The sequence below is a fragment of the Bifidobacterium sp. LH_558 genome (assembly GCF_056356295.1).
In genome coordinates, this window is the sequence record NZ_JBKETZ010000005.1 from 124,061 (window position 1) to 141,760 (window position 17,700).

13 protein-coding genes and 1 other RNA gene are annotated in these 17,700 nt (G+C 64.6%); 10 read left to right on the top strand and 4 right to left on the bottom strand.

What is annotated here, in order from left to right:
* Positions 1 to 50: 50 nt before the first annotated feature.
* The 5 genes from murD to AC1AV0_RS07875 all read left to right on the top strand — a co-directional run bounded on the left by murD (position 51) and on the right by AC1AV0_RS07875 (position 6,830).
* A complete protein-coding gene (gene murD, locus AC1AV0_RS07855) occupies positions 51 to 1,493 on the top strand; it encodes a UDP-N-acetylmuramoyl-L-alanine--D-glutamate ligase (RefSeq protein WP_476572781.1) in 1,443 nt (480 codons plus the stop codon).
* Positions 1,480 to 2,718 (top strand): putative lipid II flippase FtsW, encoded by a 1,239-nt coding sequence (ftsW, locus tag AC1AV0_RS07860; protein WP_476572783.1) that lies wholly within the window; start codon positions 1,480 to 1,482, stop codon positions 2,716 to 2,718. Before murD ends, ftsW begins: the two co-directional genes overlap by 14 nt.
* Before the next feature lie 65 nt (positions 2,719 to 2,783).
* The gene (locus AC1AV0_RS07865; protein WP_476572785.1) at positions 2,784 to 3,971 is read left to right on the top strand and encodes a UDP-N-acetylglucosamine--N-acetylmuramyl-(pentapeptide) pyrophosphoryl-undecaprenol N-acetylglucosamine transferase; all 1,188 of its coding nucleotides are present in this window, start codon (positions 2,784 to 2,786) and stop codon (positions 3,969 to 3,971) included.
* Between the two features lie 88 nt (positions 3,972 to 4,059).
* Positions 4,060 to 5,610, top strand: a complete 1,551-nt coding sequence (murC, locus tag AC1AV0_RS07870) for a UDP-N-acetylmuramate--L-alanine ligase (RefSeq protein ID WP_476572787.1) — start codon at positions 4,060 to 4,062, stop codon at positions 5,608 to 5,610.
* 194 nt (positions 5,611 to 5,804) lie between these two features.
* The gene (locus tag AC1AV0_RS07875) at positions 5,805 to 6,830 is read left to right on the top strand and encodes a cell division protein FtsQ/DivIB (protein ID WP_476572789.1); all 1,026 of its coding nucleotides are present in this window, start codon (positions 5,805 to 5,807) and stop codon (positions 6,828 to 6,830) included.
* 151 nt (positions 6,831 to 6,981) lie between these two features.
* Here the strand turns inward: AC1AV0_RS07875 and ssrA are convergent.
* The 4 genes from ssrA to AC1AV0_RS07895 all read right to left on the bottom strand — a co-directional run bounded on the left by ssrA (position 6,982) and on the right by AC1AV0_RS07895 (position 11,045).
* Positions 6,982 to 7,378: a transfer-messenger RNA gene (gene ssrA / locus AC1AV0_RS07880) on the bottom strand.
* Positions 7,379 to 7,577: 199 nt separating this feature from the next.
* Positions 7,578 to 8,474, bottom strand: coding sequence for a carbohydrate kinase family protein (locus AC1AV0_RS07885; RefSeq protein WP_476572791.1), 897 nt, complete (start codon positions 8,472 to 8,474; stop codon positions 7,578 to 7,580).
* Positions 8,475 to 8,541: 67 nt separating this feature from the next.
* Positions 8,542 to 9,747, bottom strand: a complete 1,206-nt coding sequence (locus AC1AV0_RS07890; protein WP_476572984.1) for an ROK family transcriptional regulator — start codon at positions 9,745 to 9,747, stop codon at positions 8,542 to 8,544.
* Between the two features lie 158 nt (positions 9,748 to 9,905).
* Positions 9,906 to 11,045, bottom strand: coding sequence for an ROK family protein (locus AC1AV0_RS07895; protein WP_476572793.1), 1,140 nt, complete (start codon positions 11,043 to 11,045; stop codon positions 9,906 to 9,908).
* 207 nt (positions 11,046 to 11,252) lie between these two features.
* Here AC1AV0_RS07895 and AC1AV0_RS07900 point away from each other — a divergent pair, with 207 nt between their 5' ends.
* From AC1AV0_RS07900 to AC1AV0_RS07920, 5 genes are all read left to right on the top strand, one after another.
* The gene (locus tag AC1AV0_RS07900) at positions 11,253 to 12,080 is read left to right on the top strand and encodes a hypothetical protein (protein ID WP_476572795.1); all 828 of its coding nucleotides are present in this window, start codon (positions 11,253 to 11,255) and stop codon (positions 12,078 to 12,080) included.
* Positions 12,081 to 12,088: 8 nt separating this feature from the next.
* Complete coding sequence (locus AC1AV0_RS07905) at positions 12,089 to 13,759, top strand: right-handed parallel beta-helix repeat-containing protein (RefSeq protein ID WP_476572797.1); 1,671 nt, start codon at positions 12,089 to 12,091, stop codon at positions 13,757 to 13,759.
* A 166-nt stretch (positions 13,760 to 13,925) separates the two neighbouring features.
* Entirely contained in the window at positions 13,926 to 14,738 is an 813-nt protein-coding gene (gene nagB, locus AC1AV0_RS07910) for a glucosamine-6-phosphate deaminase (protein WP_476572799.1), read from the top strand.
* A 32-nt stretch (positions 14,739 to 14,770) separates the two neighbouring features.
* On the top strand, positions 14,771 to 16,030 hold the full coding sequence (nagA, locus tag AC1AV0_RS07915) for an N-acetylglucosamine-6-phosphate deacetylase (RefSeq protein ID WP_476572801.1): 1,260 nt from the start codon (positions 14,771 to 14,773) through the stop codon (positions 16,028 to 16,030).
* A 340-nt stretch (positions 16,031 to 16,370) separates the two neighbouring features.
* Positions 16,371 to 17,687 (top strand): extracellular solute-binding protein, encoded by a 1,317-nt coding sequence (locus tag AC1AV0_RS07920; protein WP_476572803.1) that lies wholly within the window; start codon positions 16,371 to 16,373, stop codon positions 17,685 to 17,687.
* Positions 17,688 to 17,700 lie beyond the last annotated feature (13 nt).

The following is a 17,700-nucleotide window of genomic DNA, read 5'->3' on the forward strand; positions in this document are numbered from 1 at the left end:
ACTCGACCACCTGAGAATGGCCCGCCGCGCGCGGAGCGAAGGAGAATCGTATGGAATTGGCGAATGCGACCGTGCTGATCGCAGGATTGGGTGTGTCGGGGCGCAATCTCGCCTCCGTGCTCGCCTCCCGCGCCGGCGGCGTCATCACCGTCGACGAGCGTCGCGAGGACGCCGATCTGCATTCCTTCGACGAGGTGGATTGGAACCGCATCGACATGGTGATGAGCTCGCCGGCGTTCAGCCCGAGCACCCCGTTCGTGCGTGAGGCCGAGAGGCGCGGCATCCCCGTCTACAGCGAGGTCGAATTCGCGTGGATGCTGCGCGCCGACAACGCGCGCACCGGCAAACCCGCCCCATGGGTCGGCATCACCGGCACCAACGGCAAAACCTCCACCACCGAGATGGTTTCGGCCATGCTGACCGCCTGTTCGCTGAACGCTCCCGTGGCGGGCAATATCGCGGCGAACGACATCTCTCGCACCCTCTCGCATGCGGCGCTCAACCCCGACAACGACGTGCTGTGCGTGGAACTCAGCTCCTTCCAGATGCATTTCACCGAAAGCGTCGCGTTGGAATGCGCGGCCATCACCAATATCGCCGACGACCATCTCGACTGGCACGGCGGGCGCGAACGGTACGCCGCCGACAAGGCCAAGGTGTTCCGGGGAGCGCGACGCGCCATCGTCTACAACGCGCAGGATCCGGTGGTGAGCGCGTTGGCCGCGCAGGCTCCCGTGGCCGAGGGATGCCGCAAAGTCGGCTTCACGCTGGACGCACCGCGCGAAGGGGAGCTGGGCGTGCGCGACGGCTGGATCGAGGACCGCAGCGGCCTGGTATCGGGCAATGGCGAGCCGGTGCGACTGTCCCCGGTGAGCCGATTCACCCATTTGCGCGAGCCGAACGGCACCGTCTACCCGCATCTGCTGGCGGACGCCTTGGCCGCGCTGGCGCTGGCATTGGGTTTGGGCGCTGACGCGGAACGCTGCCTGGAGGCGTTGGAATCCTTCTCTCCGGGCGGCCACCGCATCGCCACGGTCGCCACCGCGCATGTGGAAGGCGGCGATATTCGTTTCGTCGACGATTCCAAAGCCACCAACGCCCACGCGGCCAAGGCCTCGCTGTCGAGCTTCGCGGACAAATCGGTGGTGTGGATCGCCGGAGGTCTGGCCAAAGGCAGCCGGTTCGAGGAACTGGTGCGCGACCAGGCCCATACCATCAAAGCCGCGGTGATCATCGGCGTGGACCAGCAGGCGATGCTGGAGGCGTTCCGCACCCAAGCGCCGGACATCCCTCTGACGGTGATCGACCCGACCGACAACGACACGGTGATGGATCGCGCCGTCGAGGCTTGCGGAACGTATGCCCAAGCGGGCGATGTGGTGCTGATGGCACCGGCCTGCGCCTCCATGGACCAGTTCGTCTCCTACGCGGACCGTGGCGACCGCTTCGCCGAAGCGGCTCGGCGGTGGGTGCGGAACAATGGCGTCGAATAAACGATCGGCACCGCGTCGCGCGTCCAGCACCGCCACGCGGAACAACCCCTCGAAACGCGACGTCCCCATCAACGCGAACTACACGGGCTGGCGCAGCCTACTCAACCCGTTGTGGTGTTATAACGGATTCCGCGTCGCGGTGGTGGCGCTGACCTGCTTCGGCCTGATCATGGTGTTCTCCAGTTCGACGGTCACCTCGACCTCCGCCGGCGTCTCGCCGTTCTCCGAACTGCTCAGCCAGGGACTGTACTGCGCCATCGGCCTGCTGTTCGGCTTCGTGGTGATGATGGTGCCCGTGGGGATATGGCGGCGTTTCGGCGTGCTGGTGATGCTGCTGGCGCTGGTGTTGCAATCCCTCACCTTCACCCCGCTGGGAGTCGACGCCTATGGCAACGTCGGCTGGATCAGTTTGGGCCCGGTCAACATGCAGCCCGCCGAATTCATGAAATTCGCGATCTGCCTCTGGCTGCCCTCGGCGCTGCTGGCCTGCGGCAAACGATACGCGAAAGAGGGACTGAAAGCCTATGCGATGCCGCTGGCGCTGTACGGGGCGGGATTGATATTGGTTTTGGGCGGCAAGGACCTCGGCACCGCCATGATCATCGTGTTCATCGGTGTGACGGCGTTGCTGGTCTCCGGATTCCCCCTCAAATGGATGGCCATTTTCGCAGGACTGATGGCGGTGGTGGTGGCGGCGCTGGTGATCTCCAGCCCCAACCGCATGCGCCGCATCCTCGCGACGTACGGCGACTGCAGCGCCGCGGAAACGCAGACCGTCTGCTACCAGTCCATGCACGCGCGCTACGCCATCGCCTCCGGCGGACTGCTGGGCGTGGGCATCGGTAATTCGCGTGAGAAATGGAATTATCTGCCCGCCGCGCACAACGACTTCATCTTCGCCATCATCGGCGAGGAGACCGGCTTTGTGGGATGCGCCATCGTCATCCTCCTCTTCGTGATCCTCGGCTGGTGCATGATCTCGGTGGCGCTGCAGATCCGCAACCGCTACGTGTCGATCGTGCTCATGTGCGTGACCATGTGGCTGGTCGGCCAGGCCCTGGTGAACATCGGCGTGGTCGTCGGCGTGTTCCCCGTGCTGGGCGTGCCCATGCCGTTCATCTCCTCAGGCGGCTCGTCCATGGTGATGTGTTTGGGCGCGGCCGGCCTGGTATGCGGGCTGATGCGATCGCAGCCGCAGATCAAAAGCGCGTCCCAGCGCGCGTGAAGTTGCTTTGCGGATACCGCGTCGCTTCGCCACACCGACGCCGCGCTGAACTACACTCGATAACCATGACCCAAGCTCAACCCCATATCGTGCTCGCCGGCGGCGGTACAGCCGGACACGTCAACCCCTTGCTCGCCGTGGCCGACGCCATCCGCGAGATTCGCCCGGACGCCCAGGTGAGTGTGATCGGCACATCGGTCGGATTGGAACACGACCTCGTGCCGCAGGCCGGCTACGAACTGGACACCATCGCCAAGGTGCCGTTCCCCAGACGCCCCAATATGGCGGCGCTGCGATTCCCCGCGCAGTGGCGCAGGGAAAGCGCCAAGGTGCGTGCGATCCTCGAAAAGCGCGAGGCGCAGATCGTCGTCGGATTCGGCGGCTACGCCTCGGCGCCCGTCTACGCCGTGGCCCATCGCATGGGCATTCCGGTCGTCGTGCACGAACAGAACGCCCGCGCTGGAATGGCCAACAAGCTGGGCGCGCGCTGGGCCGATTTCATCGGCACCGTCTACGACGATACGGGTCTCAAGCCTCGTGGCAACGCGCGTATGGAACGCGTGGGGTTGCCCCTGCGCCCGGCCATTGCATCCCTTGCCGCGCGATTGGAAACCGATCCGTACGCGGCGCGCGTCTCTGCGGCCGAACGGTTGGGCGTGGATCCCGACCGTCCGTTGGTGTTGGTGACGGGCGGTTCGCTGGGCGCGGTCAGCCTGAACCGTTCCGTGGCGGCCTGCGCCGGCGACCTGCTGGAACACGCGCAGGTCATCCACCTGACGGGCCGCGGCAAAATCGACGAGGTGCGCGCTCTGGCCGAACGCTCCGCGGGGCGGGAATCGGTAGGCCAGCTGCTGCTCGACGACCTGACGGGGCAGCGTGCGGACGGCGCGGACTATCATGTGGCTGAATATCTGGAACGCATCGACCTGGCCTTCGCCTGCGCCGATCTGGTGATCTGCCGCTCCGGCGCGGGCTCGGTGTCGGAACTGGCCGCGTTGGGACTTCCCGCCGTGTACGTGCCGTTGCCGATCGGCAACGGCGAACAGCGGTTCAACGCCGAACCCGTCGTGAAGGCCGGTGGCGGACTGCTGGTGGCCGACCGCGACTTCACCGAGGAATGGGTGCGTGGCACCGTGCCCGGACTGCTCGCGCAACCCGAGCGTCTGCGGGAATTCGGACGCAAGGCGTGGGAGTACGGCATCCGCGACGCCGCCGACACCATGGCGCGGCGCGTGCTCGAACTCGTCGAATAAGCACCGCAGGCATTCCAAGGAAACGCCGCCCGGTTTGGGGGCGGCATCGGCCATAATGAACAAAGCCAGACCTCTGAAGGAGCCATTCGTGTCGCAGACGCAACCCATCATCCTCGACCCCACGCAAGCCGCGTTCACCGCCGACCAAGGCGTGTCCGACCTGGGGCGGACCCATTTCATCGGCATCGGCGGCGCGGGCATGAGCGTGCTCGCCGAAATGCTGCATGAGCAGGGCGTCTCGGTGTCCGGCTCCGACCGTGAGGCCAACGCCAAAACCGAACGTTTGGAGGCGTTGGGCATCACCGTGCATATCGGCCAGCGCGCCGAGAACGTCGAAGGGGCGAGCACGGTGGTGTATTCCAGCGCGATCAAACCCGACAATCCGGAGATCGTCGCCGCCTTCGCGGGCGGCGTGCGCGTGGTGCACCGCAGCGACATCCTCGCATTGCTGATGAACGGACGCAAGGCGGTGACCGTCGCCGGAGCGCACGGCAAAACCACCACCAGCTCGATGCTCGCCCACATCCTGCTGCACGCGGGCGTCGGCGCGTTGGCCGATCCCAGCTATGCGATCGGCGGATCCATCCAAAGCCCCGACGGGCGTTCGCTTGACGGCGGGCATGCGGGAGCTGGGGAGGCCTTGGTGGCGGAAGCCGACGAATCCGACGGCAGCTTCGCCAAATACCATCCCTATATCGCCGTCATCACCAACGCCGAACCGGACCATCTCGACCATTACGGCGACGCCGAACGCTATCACGCCGCCTTCGTGCACCATGCCTTGGCGGCGAAGGGGCATGTGGTGCTGTGCGCCGACGATGCGGACGCGCTGTCCCTGCTCGCCGACCTCGGCCCGCAGGCCGCCGCCCAGGCCGTGGTCTATGCGACCACCGACGCCGAGGAACTGCCCGACCTGCATGGCGCGCGCTATGTGGGCATCACGGCGGAGCGGGAGGATTCCGGCAGCGGCACGGAACGCTTCACCATAACCTTGCCGGCCGGCATGGCGGGGGAGAAGCCCGTCGAATTACCCGTGTCGTTGCGTGTGCCGGGCGTGCATAACGCGCGCAACGCCACCGCCGCCATCATCGCCGCGGTGCTGTTGGGTATGGAACCGCAGGCCGCGGCCGAAGCCGTGGGCTCGTTCCTCGGGGCCGCACGCCGCTTCCAGATTCGCGGCACCGTCAAGCAGGTCACAGTGGTTGACGATTACGCGCATCATCCCACCGAAATCGAGGCGCTGCTGGATGCCGCGCGCCGCCGTTACCCGGATTCCACGATCCGCGTGATCTTCCAGCCGCATCTGTTCTCCCGTACGAAGTTCTTCGCCGCGCAGTTCGCCGAGGCGTTGGCGAAGGCCGATGATGTGATTGTCGCCGGCGTGTTCCCCGCCCGCGAGCGGCAGGAGGATTTCCCCGACGTGGGCGCACGGACCATCGTCGACGCGGCCGCGGGACTCGCGCACGACCCTCAGGAGCATTGGATTCAAGCGGTTGAGGATATGCATACCGCGGCGACGATGATGGTGATGCGCGCCCATCACGGCGACGTGATCTTCACCGTGGGCGCCGGCGACATCACCGATATGGGACCGGTGCTGGTGCACGCGCTTGAGGCGCACCGCGAAAGCTGCGCGTGATGGCGGGCAGGAAAGTCAGCTCGGCGGATGCGAACGGGTCGGGGGCTTCCCTCGGCGACGCGCAATCCCCGGACGGTACGCAGCGGGACGCGCGGAACGAACGTGCGTCGCGACGTATGGTCGGATCCGCGGGTTCCGGCGGTTCTGGCGGTTCCAGAGGTTCCGATGTTTCCAGTGGGACGAGCGGAGCCGGTGTGACCGGAGGTCTTCGTCGGTCGCGTTCCACCCGATCCGGGGCCGATGGCAAGCGTTCGCGTGTCATCGGGAAGCGTGCCGCGTCTTCCCAAGCCCGCTCGGCCCGTTCGGCGTCATCCGAACCGAGACAGGCCGGCGCTGAAGGCGAGGAGAAACCCAATCGCAGCGCGTCGGGGGCGTTCGTCGATGCGCGCGCGCTGTCCAGCAAGGATTACGTCGCTTCGACGCTTGAGGAGAGCGCCGGGCCTCTTGGTGTGTCCTCGCGACCCAAGGTCGTGGATTTCGTTCAGCGATCCAAGGAGCGTCGAAAGGCCTCCCGCCGTGTGATCGTGCTGCGGGTGCTGATCGCGGTGGCGGTGGCGTGCGCGGTGGCCGGACTGACCTGGCTGCTGTTCTTCTCATCGATGCTGCAGTTGCGGACTTCCGATATCACGGTCGAAGGCGCCAACGAATGGGTCAGCGAATCCCAAGTGCTGGGCATCGCCAGCGAGCAGTCGGGCAAATCGCTGCTGCTGGTCTCCTCTAATGAGGTCATCTCCCAGATCAAGGAGATTCCCGGCGTCACATCCGCCACGGCGACGAAACGCTTCCCCCACGGGCTGCTCGTCGAAATCGAAGCGCAGAAACCCGCCGCCATGCTCAAATCGTCGGACGAGTCGATGACCGCGGTGGACAGCCAGGGGCGTGTGCTCAATTCGGTCGAAGGCGCGAACGTCGACGGCATTCCGGTGATCGAGGTCGAGGATGTGGAAAACAGCCTGAACACGCAGGCGATTAAAGAGGCGCTGAAGATTCTGGCTGCCCTGCCCGAATCGATGCGTCAGACGGTCACATCGGTGACCGCAGAAACCCGTGATTCCATCACCACGACGTTGAACAACGGCGAGCGGGTCATCGTATGGGGCGACTCCTCGGATCTCGAACTCAAAAAAGCGGTGGTCGACAAAATCATCAACGATCCCAACGTAATCGGTGACAAGCGGCAGGTCGATGTCTCCGCCCCCCTCAAGCCCATCATCAAATAACGGTTTCCTCGCCACTTGAGACGCCACTCAAGCACTGTCTCATATCGGGGTCGAACCGCGCCGGAACGGCCTGTGTCTGTCTGGCGGTGGAAGTGGGAATCATTGGTATTCCAACGAAAAACGCCACTGCCTTGCGGCAGTGGCGTTTGTGTGGTGGAGCTGCGGGGAATTGAACCCCGGTCCGATGACCGTACCCTCAGTCTTCTACGTGCGTAGTCTGCTGGCCGTGCGGCGGTTTTTCTGCCCCCGTCTATGTCGCAGACAACGGACGGCGGGCATATCTGCAGTAAAAGTCCTTCGATGGCCCTGAAGCTCAGCCATCAAAGCAAGTCTTCTCAACGACGCTCAGCTTCTCCCCGAAGACGAAGGAGAGTGAACGGAGCGGCTGCTCACTGGTTAATCCTGGCGCGAAGCTCAGGCAGCGAGAGCGAACTCAGTGCGGTTAGATTTAGCACTTATTCTTTTGCAGGGGACATCCACGAGCGGACCCTGCGTTCTCGGCACGCTTCCCTGCGACGAACAGGTCACCGTCGAAACCGATCAGCCCCAATCTTGAGTTATCAAGCTCCGGCGCGAATGGCCGGACATTTCAATATACACCGACGCGCCTGTTCTCCCAATCCGCGCGGGCGTGTTCCGCTCAAGGCATACAAAACGGAAGGCCGGTGCGAATCGCCTCACATTCGGCGATTCGCACCGGCCTCCGCCTGACGATGGACGGTCAGGGACCCGGCTTACGGCCCCGGCTTACTTGCCGATTTCGGCGAGGTAGTCGGGCATGGTGTCGGGATACTCCGGCCACGCGCCGGCCTGGGTGCACACGTAGGCGGCGGTGTTGACCGCGCGGCGGTGGGCTTCGGCGAGGGGCTCGCCCGCAAGGATGTGGGCGGTGAAGGTTCCGGAGAAGGAATCGCCGGCACCGACCGTGTCGGTGACCGTGACATGCGGGGTGTCCACGGTGGAGGACTCGCCCTTCTTGGACAGGATGGTGCTGTATGCGCTGCCCGCGGTCAGAATCACATAGTCGAGGTTGAACTCCTCGATGAACCAGCGGGCGGCGTCCTCGCCGGAGGTGCCGCGGATGTCGAACATATCGCGCAGCAGCAGCAGTTCCTCGTCGTTGATTTTGAGCACGGTGGCGGCGTTGAGCAGTTCCTCGATCAGCTCCTTGGAGTAGTGGTCGCCGCGCAGGTTGATGTCGAAGAACTTCATGGCGCCCGGCTTGGTGTGCTTGAGCAGCTCGGTGATGGTGTCATGCGATTCAGGGGAGCGCAGGGCCAGGGTGCCGAAGCACACGGCGTCGGCCTTGGACACCACGTCGATGAGCTCGCGGGTGTAGAGGATGTGGTCCCAAGCGACGCCCTTGACGATGGTGTATTCCGGAATGCCGTTCTTCAGCGACACCTCGACGGTGGAGGTCGGCCAGGCGTTGCGCTGGATGATGGTGTGGATGCCGGCCTTCTTGGCTTCCTCAAGCAGCTCGTCGCCGAGCTCATCCTCGCCGACCGCGCTGATGGAGTAGCCGTCCGCGCCGTTCTTCATGGCATGGTAGGCGAAGTTGACCGGGGCGCCGCCCGCGCGCTTGCCGGTGGGGAGCATGTCCCACAGGAGTTCGCCGAGGCTCAGAACGATGGGGGTGGACATGGTGTGTTCCTTTCTGTGGTGGGGAGGAGGTTTAGGTTGTGAGGTTGTTGTCGACAGGCGCCTTGGGTTAGGTGACGTCGAAGAACACCGAGGGGTGTTCCAAAAACTGGGTGATGGCCACCGCCGCGGCGCCCGCCACGGCGGCGTCGGTGGACAGTCCGGACAGGGTGATGGTGGTGGAGTCGTTGAGTTCGGAGATCACGCGCTCGTCCACCACGCGGCGCACCTCGTTCAGCAGCGGCGCGCCCGCTTCGGACACAATGTCGCCGAGGACGATATGGCTGGGATTGAAGGCGTTAAAGATGGTCACGCAGCCGTATCCGACGAAGCGTGCGACCTGCTTGAGCAGATGATTGGCCGCCTCGTCGCCTTCCTCGCACAGAGCGAACAGCGCGCGGCAAGCCTCGGCGTGCGACATGTTGGCCGAGCCGGGAACCAAGCCTGTCGCGGCGTTGATGAGCTCGTGGATGGCACCGGCGGAGCAGTAGCGTTCCAAGCAGCCGACGTTGCCGCAGTCGCAGGGCTTGCCGTTGACGTCGATGCTGATATGGCCGATCTCTGTGGCGGCACCGAGCGCGCCGTTGATGAGATGCCCGTTGTCGATCGCGCCAAGGCCGACGCCTTCGCCCACCAGATAGTAGGCGAGGTTGTCCGCGGTGATGTCGGGGTCGAAGAGGTATTCGGCGAGCGCTCCGGCGCGGGCGTCCTGCTCGAGGAACACAGGCACGCGGAAGGCGTCGGCGAATTCGCGCAGGAAGTTGACTTTGCGCCATTCCTGCATGGAGGAGACGACGGCGATGCGTCCGATGCCGCGCAGGTAGGGTCCGGGGACGGCCATGCCGACGGCCATGATGCGCTTGTCGCCGTCGAGCAGGTCGTTGACTTTGGCGTGGATGGTGGCGATGGTGTCCCAGACGGTGTCGTTGGAGACCGTGGGCAGGTTGTCGAGGGAAAGTCGGTTGCCGGCGAGGTCGAACACGCCGATCTGCACGAGGCTGCGCGCGAATTTGACGCCGATGACGCGGAAGTGCGCGGTGTCGAGTTTGAGTCCGATGGAGCGGCGGTTTTTGCTGCCTTCGATGTCGCCGGTCTCTTTGATCACGCCGGCTTCGATGAGGCGGGCGGTGATTTTGGTGATGGCCGCGGGGGTGAGTTCCAGCGCTTTGGCGATCTGCGCGCGGGAGCTGACGCCGTGGTGGTAGAGGTGTCGCAGGATGCGGGAGCGGTTGGATTCGGAGATGGATGCCTGTGAGGCCGTGGTGTTGGCTGGTATTGTGGCGTTCACCGTGAACCTCCTTTGCTCCATCGCGGGTGTGTTCGTATTGTCCGCTCGTCCTTGAATCCGAACTTGATTTGAATATTAACGCGGTTAATCAATAAACGCAATTAAGATTCAAAATCGGCGTGTCGCCAAGGATTTGCTGACTGGCTTCACAGACTGTTGACATGATTGTAGGCCACGGCTATGGCTTCCCCGCGCAGCACGATGTCGCCGTCGCACCGGCAGCGGCGAACGGTGGTGCGTCTGCGCCATGCGGCGTCGGTGGTGGCATCGAGGTGGAGTTGCAGGGAGTGCAGGAAGGTGTCGTTGACGATATCGGCCGGTCCGTAAACGCATACGTCGCTCATGTCGAGCATGCCGATGGGCATGGCCAAAGCCTGCCCGAGCAGCCGTGCTGCCTCGCCGATGATCGCGTCCGCCTCGGCGTCGTCCGCGTCTTGCATCCGTCGGCGGATATGGGGCGCGGCGATCAGCTGTTCCAGGCAGCCTTGTTTGCCGCATGGACAGGGCGGACCTTGCATGTCGACCGTAATGTGGCCGATCTCTCCAGCGGCTCGGCTCTCACCGGTCACAAGGGCGTCGTTGACGAGCAGGGCCGCGCCGACGCCGTGGTGCAGATGCACGAACATGAGATTGCCGCCGCCCTGGCCGAAGAAACGCTCCGTCATCAGGGCCGCGGTGGCGTCGTTGCTGACGGTGGTCGGCAGGGCGAAGCGCCGTTCGAGCGCGGAGGCGAGTTCGACGTCACGCCATCCCAGGCCGGCGGAGATGCGAACGGTGCCGTTCTCGTCGATGATGCCCGTCGCGGCCACGCCGATGCCGATGGCGTGGTCCGTTCTTTCCAGCAGCGTTTCGATGACTTTGGCGATGTCGTCGACGGTGGTGGCTCGTCCGTGGGGCACCGTGGCCTCGGCGTGGTCGATCGGGTGGCCGAGCAGATCGGTGATGGCGCCCCGGATGAGCTGGGTCTGGGCGAGGCTGATGCTGATGATGCGATGGCGGTCGGTGTTCACGCTGAGCATCGTGCCGCGTTTGCCTTTGCCGGTGGGTGGGCGACGGTCCGGCCCTGTCTCCCAGATCAGTCCCTCGTCAAGCATCGCATTGACCACGTCGGATGTCGCCACGCGGCTTAGTCCGGTGAGCCGCCCAAGCTGCGCCCGTGAATACTGTCGGTTGGGGAACAGCAGTGAGAAGATCAGCGCCCGGTTGCTCCGTCGCGCGTCGGCGGGGCTCGCTTTGGCGGGTTTGCCGAAGTCGTATCCGCTGGGCTCTATGGTGGGTCGCTGCATGGATTCGCCGCTTTCTCATCGTGTCGCGGCATCCTCGCCGCGCCCCGAACGCCGCCGCTGCGGCACCGGTGAGGTTCCCAGTCTACCGGCAAAACCTCCACGGCATACCGATGGCGGTGTGGTGAGTGGGATGTCGGCCCGGTTAGGATGGGGGTGACTTCGGCATGCGTTGGGCACGTCGGATGCGTGATGGTCGAGGAGAACGTGATGAATGGTTCGAGTGGGACGGCCGGTTTAGGCGAGGAGGCCAGGCCGGATAGGTCATGCGAAGCGGCCGAATCGGTCGGTTTGAACGAGACGGTCGGGGTGGTCGGGGTGGTCGGGGCGGACGCTCAGGGCGTCCCGTGCGTCGGCCACACCGCGCTGTTCCCTCTGGGCGGGCGCATGGTGGGAGAGGGGGAGTTCCTGTTCGCTGTGGAGTATGAGCGTTATGCGACGCAGGTGTATTTCCGTCGTCGCTATGACGCTGATTTGGGGCATGGGTTCTGGCGGGAGTCCTTCGAGGGGGAGTCCGTTACGGAGCATCTTGTTCGACGCGCCGTGGATCGGTTGCGCCGTCTGCATGCATTCTATGGGGTGGTCTGCGAGGCGGGATTGGTGGATGGGAGCGATTTCGAATCCCTTGAACGGCGCTGGAAGGAGCATAACGCAAGACTGGAACGCACGGTGCGGGAGGGGGCTCCGGTGTATGGATTGTCCCGGTATGATTTCGGCACCTATCTGACGCATGAGATGGCGGCCCTCGAAGAGCGGTACTGCTCCGATCCGTCATTGCCGGGCATGGGGGTCGAGGATGGCGAGGTCGAACGCTTCTTTCGGAACAATTCGTGGTCCATCGGCGGCCGTGAGGCGGAGTTCGTCGAGGTGCGCGCGCATGTCGTGGCGGAATTGAGAAAACAGAAATTTGTGAATATAGTTAACAATTATGCGGACGCCATCGTCGTCGAAGACGTCCCATGGCGCGCGCTGCAGGCGTTCGTCGAACAATCCGCCGCGTCTTCCATGAGGGAAGGGCGGTGCCAGTCAGCACAATAGGAGAGAGCATGCTCTATTACGTCTCGTCCGACGTCGCCCCCGATACGACCAACGATGGTCTGAGCGAAGACGCCCCGTTCGGCAGCCTCGAACGCATCGGCGAGATCGCACTTGGCCCCGGCGACCAAGTGTTGCTCAAGCGAGGATCCATATTCAACGACCAGGCGCTGCATATCAAAGAGGGCAGCGCCGGCAGCGCGGACGCTCCGATTCGCATCGCCGCCTACGGCGAAGGCGCCGACCCCGTCATCAACGCCAACGGACAGGGGCAATGGCTTCAGGACTACAACACCTGCGAGATCGGCGGGCATCGGTACCGCGCCGTCATCTCCACGGCGCTGCTGCTCAAAGACGTGCAATACGTCGAGGTCGAGGGCCTGGAGATCACCAACAGCCGCGAGTTGGGCAATCCCGACGGGCTGGCGTACAACGACCGCGACGCCATGAACCGCACCGGCGTGGCCGTGATCGCCGAAAACGAGGGGACGCTGCGGCATATCGTGCTCACCGGGCTGAACATCCACGACGTGACCGGCAACGTCTACGACAAGCATCTGGCCAACGGTGGCATCTACGCCATCGCGCACTATCCCAAGGATTCCTCGCGCAAGGAATCCTCCATCGCGCGCTTCGACGACATGCGCATCGTCGGCAACCGGCTCGACACCGTGGGCCGCTGGGGCATCGCCGTGGGCTACACCGCCTACCTCAACGAGCTGGACGCCGACGACTACGGCGACGGCACCATCGCCGACGAGGCGATCGCGCGGTACGGACACACCAACGTGCTTATCGAAAACAACTACGTCAAGGACGCCGGAGGCGACGCCATCACCGTGATGTACTGCGACCGCCCGCTGGTGCAGTACAACGTGGCCCAAGGGGCGGCCCGCCAGGTGAACGACACCGACTACTGCGCCACCGACTTCGGCAAAGTGGCCGCCGGGATCTGGCCGTGGCGCTGCAAGAACGCCCTGTTCCAGTACAACGAGGTGTTCCGCATGCGCAACGGCGCGCACGGCAACGACGACGGCCAGGCGTGGGACGCCGACTACGGCGACGGCACGCTGTACCAGTACAACTATTCGCACGGCAACACCGGCGGCACCGTGATGTTCTGCATGGGCAAATCCGTGAACAACACCTTCCGTTACAATATCGCGCAAGGCGACCTCAAGGGCGCCATCGACATCCCGGACAACCCCGACGCGCATGTCTATCAGAACACCTTCGTCATCCCCGAGGGCGGCACGATCATCCGCGACAACCACGTCGGCGGGCATGCCGTCGTGGAGAACAACATCTTCTACAACGCGCAAAGCGGCGCCGTTGAAGGCAATTGGACGCAGGGCGACTCCCCGGTGGTCTACTCCAACAACCTCTACTACCATTTCGCCGACATGCCGGACGATCCGGACGGCATCGCCGTGCCGCAGGGCGTGGCGGTGCTGCGCGATCCGGGCAGCGCGCCGACGGCACCCGACCCGAGCGGCGTGGTCCGTGAGCACGGCGATCCCGAATCCGTCACCGTGTTCGACGGCTACCGTCCGGTGGCGCAAGGTCCCGCCATGGGTGTGGCGAAGCGCATCGTCGACCGCAACGGCCTCGCGCAGGATAAGGATTTCCTCGGCAACGACGCGGCCGCGGGCAATGCCGTTGGCGCCATCGTCGTGCCATAGCGCCGCGGCGTCGCGTGGGCCATCGTGCGGTGGCGTCGTGCGCTGGCGTCGCATGGTGATGTGCGGTGGCGTGCGATGGTCCACGGTAGGCGTATACTCGAATACGACAAGGAAGTTAACAAAAAAAAGAGACCCTTGCCCTAGGTACCTCTTGAAAGGGTAGAACATGCCAGAAGTCATCATTGTCAAGAACGAAGCCGAAGCCGGCGAAATCTACGCCCGCGCGGTGGCCGACCTCATCAAATCCAAGCCCGACGCCGTGCTGGGCCTGGCTACCGGATCAAGCCCGCTGGCCGCCTATCAGGCACTGGCCAAAACGGTGAAGAACGAGAACATCGACATGAGCCGCGTGCGCGGCTTCGCGCTCGACGAATACATCGGCCTGCCGCTGAGCCACCCGGAGTCCTACCACAGCACCATCCACCGCACGGTGGTCGAGCCGCTGGGGATGAACCCCGAACTGGTGCATGTGCCGGGCGATGTGCTGGACGGCGCGCCGCTTGAGGACGGCGACAAGCTCGCCCACGCCGGTGCCGACTACGACGCGGCGATCGCGGCCGCCGGCGGCATCGACGTGCAGATCCTGGGCATCGGCACCGACGGCCATGTGGGCTTCAACGAGCCCGGCTCGTCGCTCGCCTCCGGCACGCGCATCAAGACGCTGGTCGAGCAGACCCGCGTCGACAACGCCCGCTTCTTCGATAACGACATCAACCAAGTGCCCACGCACTGCATCACCCAGGGCATCGGCACGATCATGCGCGCCCGCCATCTGGTGCTGCTCGCCTTCGGCGCGGGCAAGGCCGAAGCCATCGCGCAGACATGCGAGGGCGGCGTGAGCGCTTTCTGCCCGGCCTCCGCGCTGCAGATGCATCCGCATGCGACGATCATCGTGGACGAGGCCGCCGCCTCGAGCCTGCGCCACAAGGAGTACTACCAGTACGCCTACTCGCACAAGCCCGCCTGGCAGGGCATCTGATCCGCCCGACAGGGCGAGGAGAGCGAGGAACCATGGCTCAATCCCGAGAGAGCATCGTCTCCCGCGTCACCGACGCGCTCACCGGCGATCCGTCGCCGGTCGCGATCCGCGGCGCGCGCAAAATCGACGCGCGCGGCGAACGGTCGCATTGCTGGGTCGTGTCGAACGCCGACGGCGTCATCGAAGCCGTCGGCACCAATGACGAGGAATTCGAGTCGGCGTGCCGATCCGTCGGAATCGACCCGGGGGAGGGGAGTGCCGTCATCGACGCGGATGGCCGCCTGCTCACGCCCGGCTATGTGGACATCCACGCCCACGGTTCGTGGGAGCATAGCTTCGACGACGGTCCCGAAGGCATCGATATCGCCCGCGCCGGCCACGCCGTGCACGGCACCACACGTCAGGTGCTGTCGCTGATCACCAATCCGGTGGATGTGATCTGCGAGAACATCCGCAACGTGCGGGCCAAAATGGATGAACGTCCCGACATTCTGGGATGCCATCTCGAAGGTCCGTTTCTGGCGATGGCCCGCAAGGGCGCGCATGATCCGCAATGCCTGATCGACCCGGTGCCCGAAGTCGTCGACGAGATGCTTCAGGCCGCCGACGGCTGCATCCGCCAGATCACCATCGCGCCCGAATTGCCGCATGGACTCTCGGCGATCCGCCAGTTCGCCGCGGCCGGCACCGTGCCCGCGGTGGGTCATTGCGACGCCGACTATGCGATGGCCCGACGAGGCTTCGACGCCGGTGCCGGCATCATGACCCATATGTTCAACGCGATGAACGGCCTGCATCACCGCGAACCCGGCCCGATTCCTGCCGCCGTGGAGGATCCGCGCGTCACCGTGGAACTCATTAACGACGGCTTCCATGTGGACGATCCGATGGTGTCGCTGAGCTTCAGGTTCGCGCCCCACCGCACCGCGTTCGTCACCGATGCGATGGCCGCCACCGACTGCCCCGACGGGTCGTACAAGCTCGGCGCGCTGGACGTGAATGTGGTCGACGGGCACGCGCGTCTGGTCTCCAACGGCGCGATCGCCGGCTCCACGCTGCTGCTTGAAGTGGCGGTGCGGCGCGCGGTGAACGAGTTGGGCATCTCGCCGGTCGAGGCCGTCGAGGCCGCGACGCTCACCGGTGCCAAGGCCTTCGGCTATGACAAGCCGAATCCCGTCACCGGCGCGCCTCTGGGCCTGATCGCCCCCGGCTTCGCCGCCGACCTGCTGTTGACCGACCCGGACACCTGGACCGTCGAACAGGTCTGGTGCGCCGGTCGCAAGCTCAAATAGGCCGTGACGGACCTTTCGATCCAAAGACACGCCCCCTTTCGCGCATAAATGGCGCGGCAGGGGGCGTGTCGCGTTTGCGTTCTTTGCGGTGAGGGTCTAGTGTATCCATCAACAATGAAGTTTGTTGCCCTAGGTAAGTAAGGAAACTAAACTAAAATATTGGGGCGGAACCCATCCAATCCAAAACACCACTTGCTTGAGGCCTTGACGCATACGGTGCCCGCGAACGTCGCGAACACCTGACCAGTCGGCGTGGTTGCAGTGACGCGACACCGACACCAATCCTCACTGCAAGGCGGGAAGACGCCGCCGATACGAAACGGTCACAAGGAGAATGGACATGCAAAAGAAGCGTATCGTCGCCTCCACGGCGATGGCACTGGTCGCCGCGATGGCTCTGAGCGGATGCTCGATGGGCAGCCCCTCATCCGGCGGCTCCAACTCGTCGTCCGATGACGCGTCCGGCAAGACGATCACCGTCTGGGCCATGAAGGACGACTTCACCGACGAGACCCTCGACGCCATCAACAAGGCGTTCGAGGAGAAGACCGGCGCCAAGGCCAACGTCGAAATCCAGGAGTGGGACGGCATCACCACCAAGCTCACCACAGCGCTGTCCACCTCCACCCCGCCCGACATCGTCGATCTGGGCAACACGCAGGTGTCGGGCTTCGCCGACAGCGGCGCCCTGATGGACCTGACCGAGTACAAGGACGAGCTGAGCGAAGGCAACGAATGGGTCGGCGGCCTCGAAGAGCCCGCGACCATCGACGGCAAGCTGTACGCTGTGCCGGCGTTCGCCGCCGCCCGCGCCGTCGTCTACAACAAGACGATGTGGGCCGAGGCCGGCATCACCGAAGCGCCGACCACCTGGGACGAGTTCATCGCCGATCTGGACACGGTGGCCGCCGCCAACGCCGACAACCCCGACTTCATCCCGTTCTACCTGCCCGGCCAGAACTGGTACTCCGCCCTGCAGTTCATCTGGGACGCCGGCGGCGACGTGGCCTCCGACGAAGACGGCACCTGGAAGGGCACCGCATCCAGCGCCGAAGCCATCGAAGGCATGACCAACTGGAAGGACTTCCAGAACAAGTACTCCAGCGAGGCCTCCCGCACCGTCGACACGGCGAACCCGAACCAGAACCAGTTCCTCGCCGACGGCAACACCGCGGCCATCCTGGGCAACAGCAACGCGATCTCCGGCGTCAAGGAGCTCAACAGCGCCATGACCGACGACGATCTGGGCACCTTCGCCATGCCGGGCATGAGCGGCGAGAACCAGCCGTCCATGGTCGCTGGTTCCGACTGGGCCATCGCCGCCAAGAGCCAGAACCAGGACCTGGCCGTCGAATGGGTCAAGATCGCCGCCAGCGCCAAGATCCAGCAGGAGTGGATCTTCGCCCACGACGGCTGGATGCCGAACTCCGTGGAAGGCCTGGAGGAAGCCATGAACTCCAGCGACTTCCCCGAGGTGCAGCGTGGCTTCTTCGAGGCCGCCAAGAACTCGAAGGCCACCCCGGCCTCCCCGAACTGGGCCACCATCGAGGGCGACAAGTCCATCAACGAGTTCACCCAGTCCATCGCCACCGGCACCTCCGTCGAGGATGCCGCGAAGAGCTTCGACGAGCACCTGAACGAAGTGCTCGGCGAGTAGTCTCCACCGGCCT

Coding starts and splice junctions, on each gene's coding strand:
- murD (WP_476572781.1), top strand. CDS start 51: ATGGAATTGGCGAATGCGACCGTGCTGATCGCAGGATTGGGTGTGTCG.
- ftsW (WP_476572783.1), top strand. CDS start 1,480: ATGGCGTCGAATAAACGATCGGCACCGCGTCGCGCGTCCAGCACCGCC.
- AC1AV0_RS07865 (WP_476572785.1), top strand. CDS start 2,784: ATGACCCAAGCTCAACCCCATATCGTGCTCGCCGGCGGCGGTACAGCC.
- AC1AV0_RS07885 (WP_476572791.1), bottom strand. CDS start 8,474: ATGTCCACCCCCATCGTTCTGAGCCTCGGCGAACTCCTGTGGGACATG.
- AC1AV0_RS07895 (WP_476572793.1), bottom strand. CDS start 11,045: ATGCAGCGACCCACCATAGAGCCCAGCGGATACGACTTCGGCAAACCC.
- AC1AV0_RS07900 (WP_476572795.1), top strand. CDS start 11,253: ATGAATGGTTCGAGTGGGACGGCCGGTTTAGGCGAGGAGGCCAGGCCG.
- AC1AV0_RS07905 (WP_476572797.1), top strand. CDS start 12,089: ATGCTCTATTACGTCTCGTCCGACGTCGCCCCCGATACGACCAACGAT.
- nagB (WP_476572799.1), top strand. CDS start 13,926: ATGCCAGAAGTCATCATTGTCAAGAACGAAGCCGAAGCCGGCGAAATC.
- nagA (WP_476572801.1), top strand. CDS start 14,771: ATGGCTCAATCCCGAGAGAGCATCGTCTCCCGCGTCACCGACGCGCTC.
- AC1AV0_RS07920 (WP_476572803.1), top strand. CDS start 16,371: ATGCAAAAGAAGCGTATCGTCGCCTCCACGGCGATGGCACTGGTCGCC.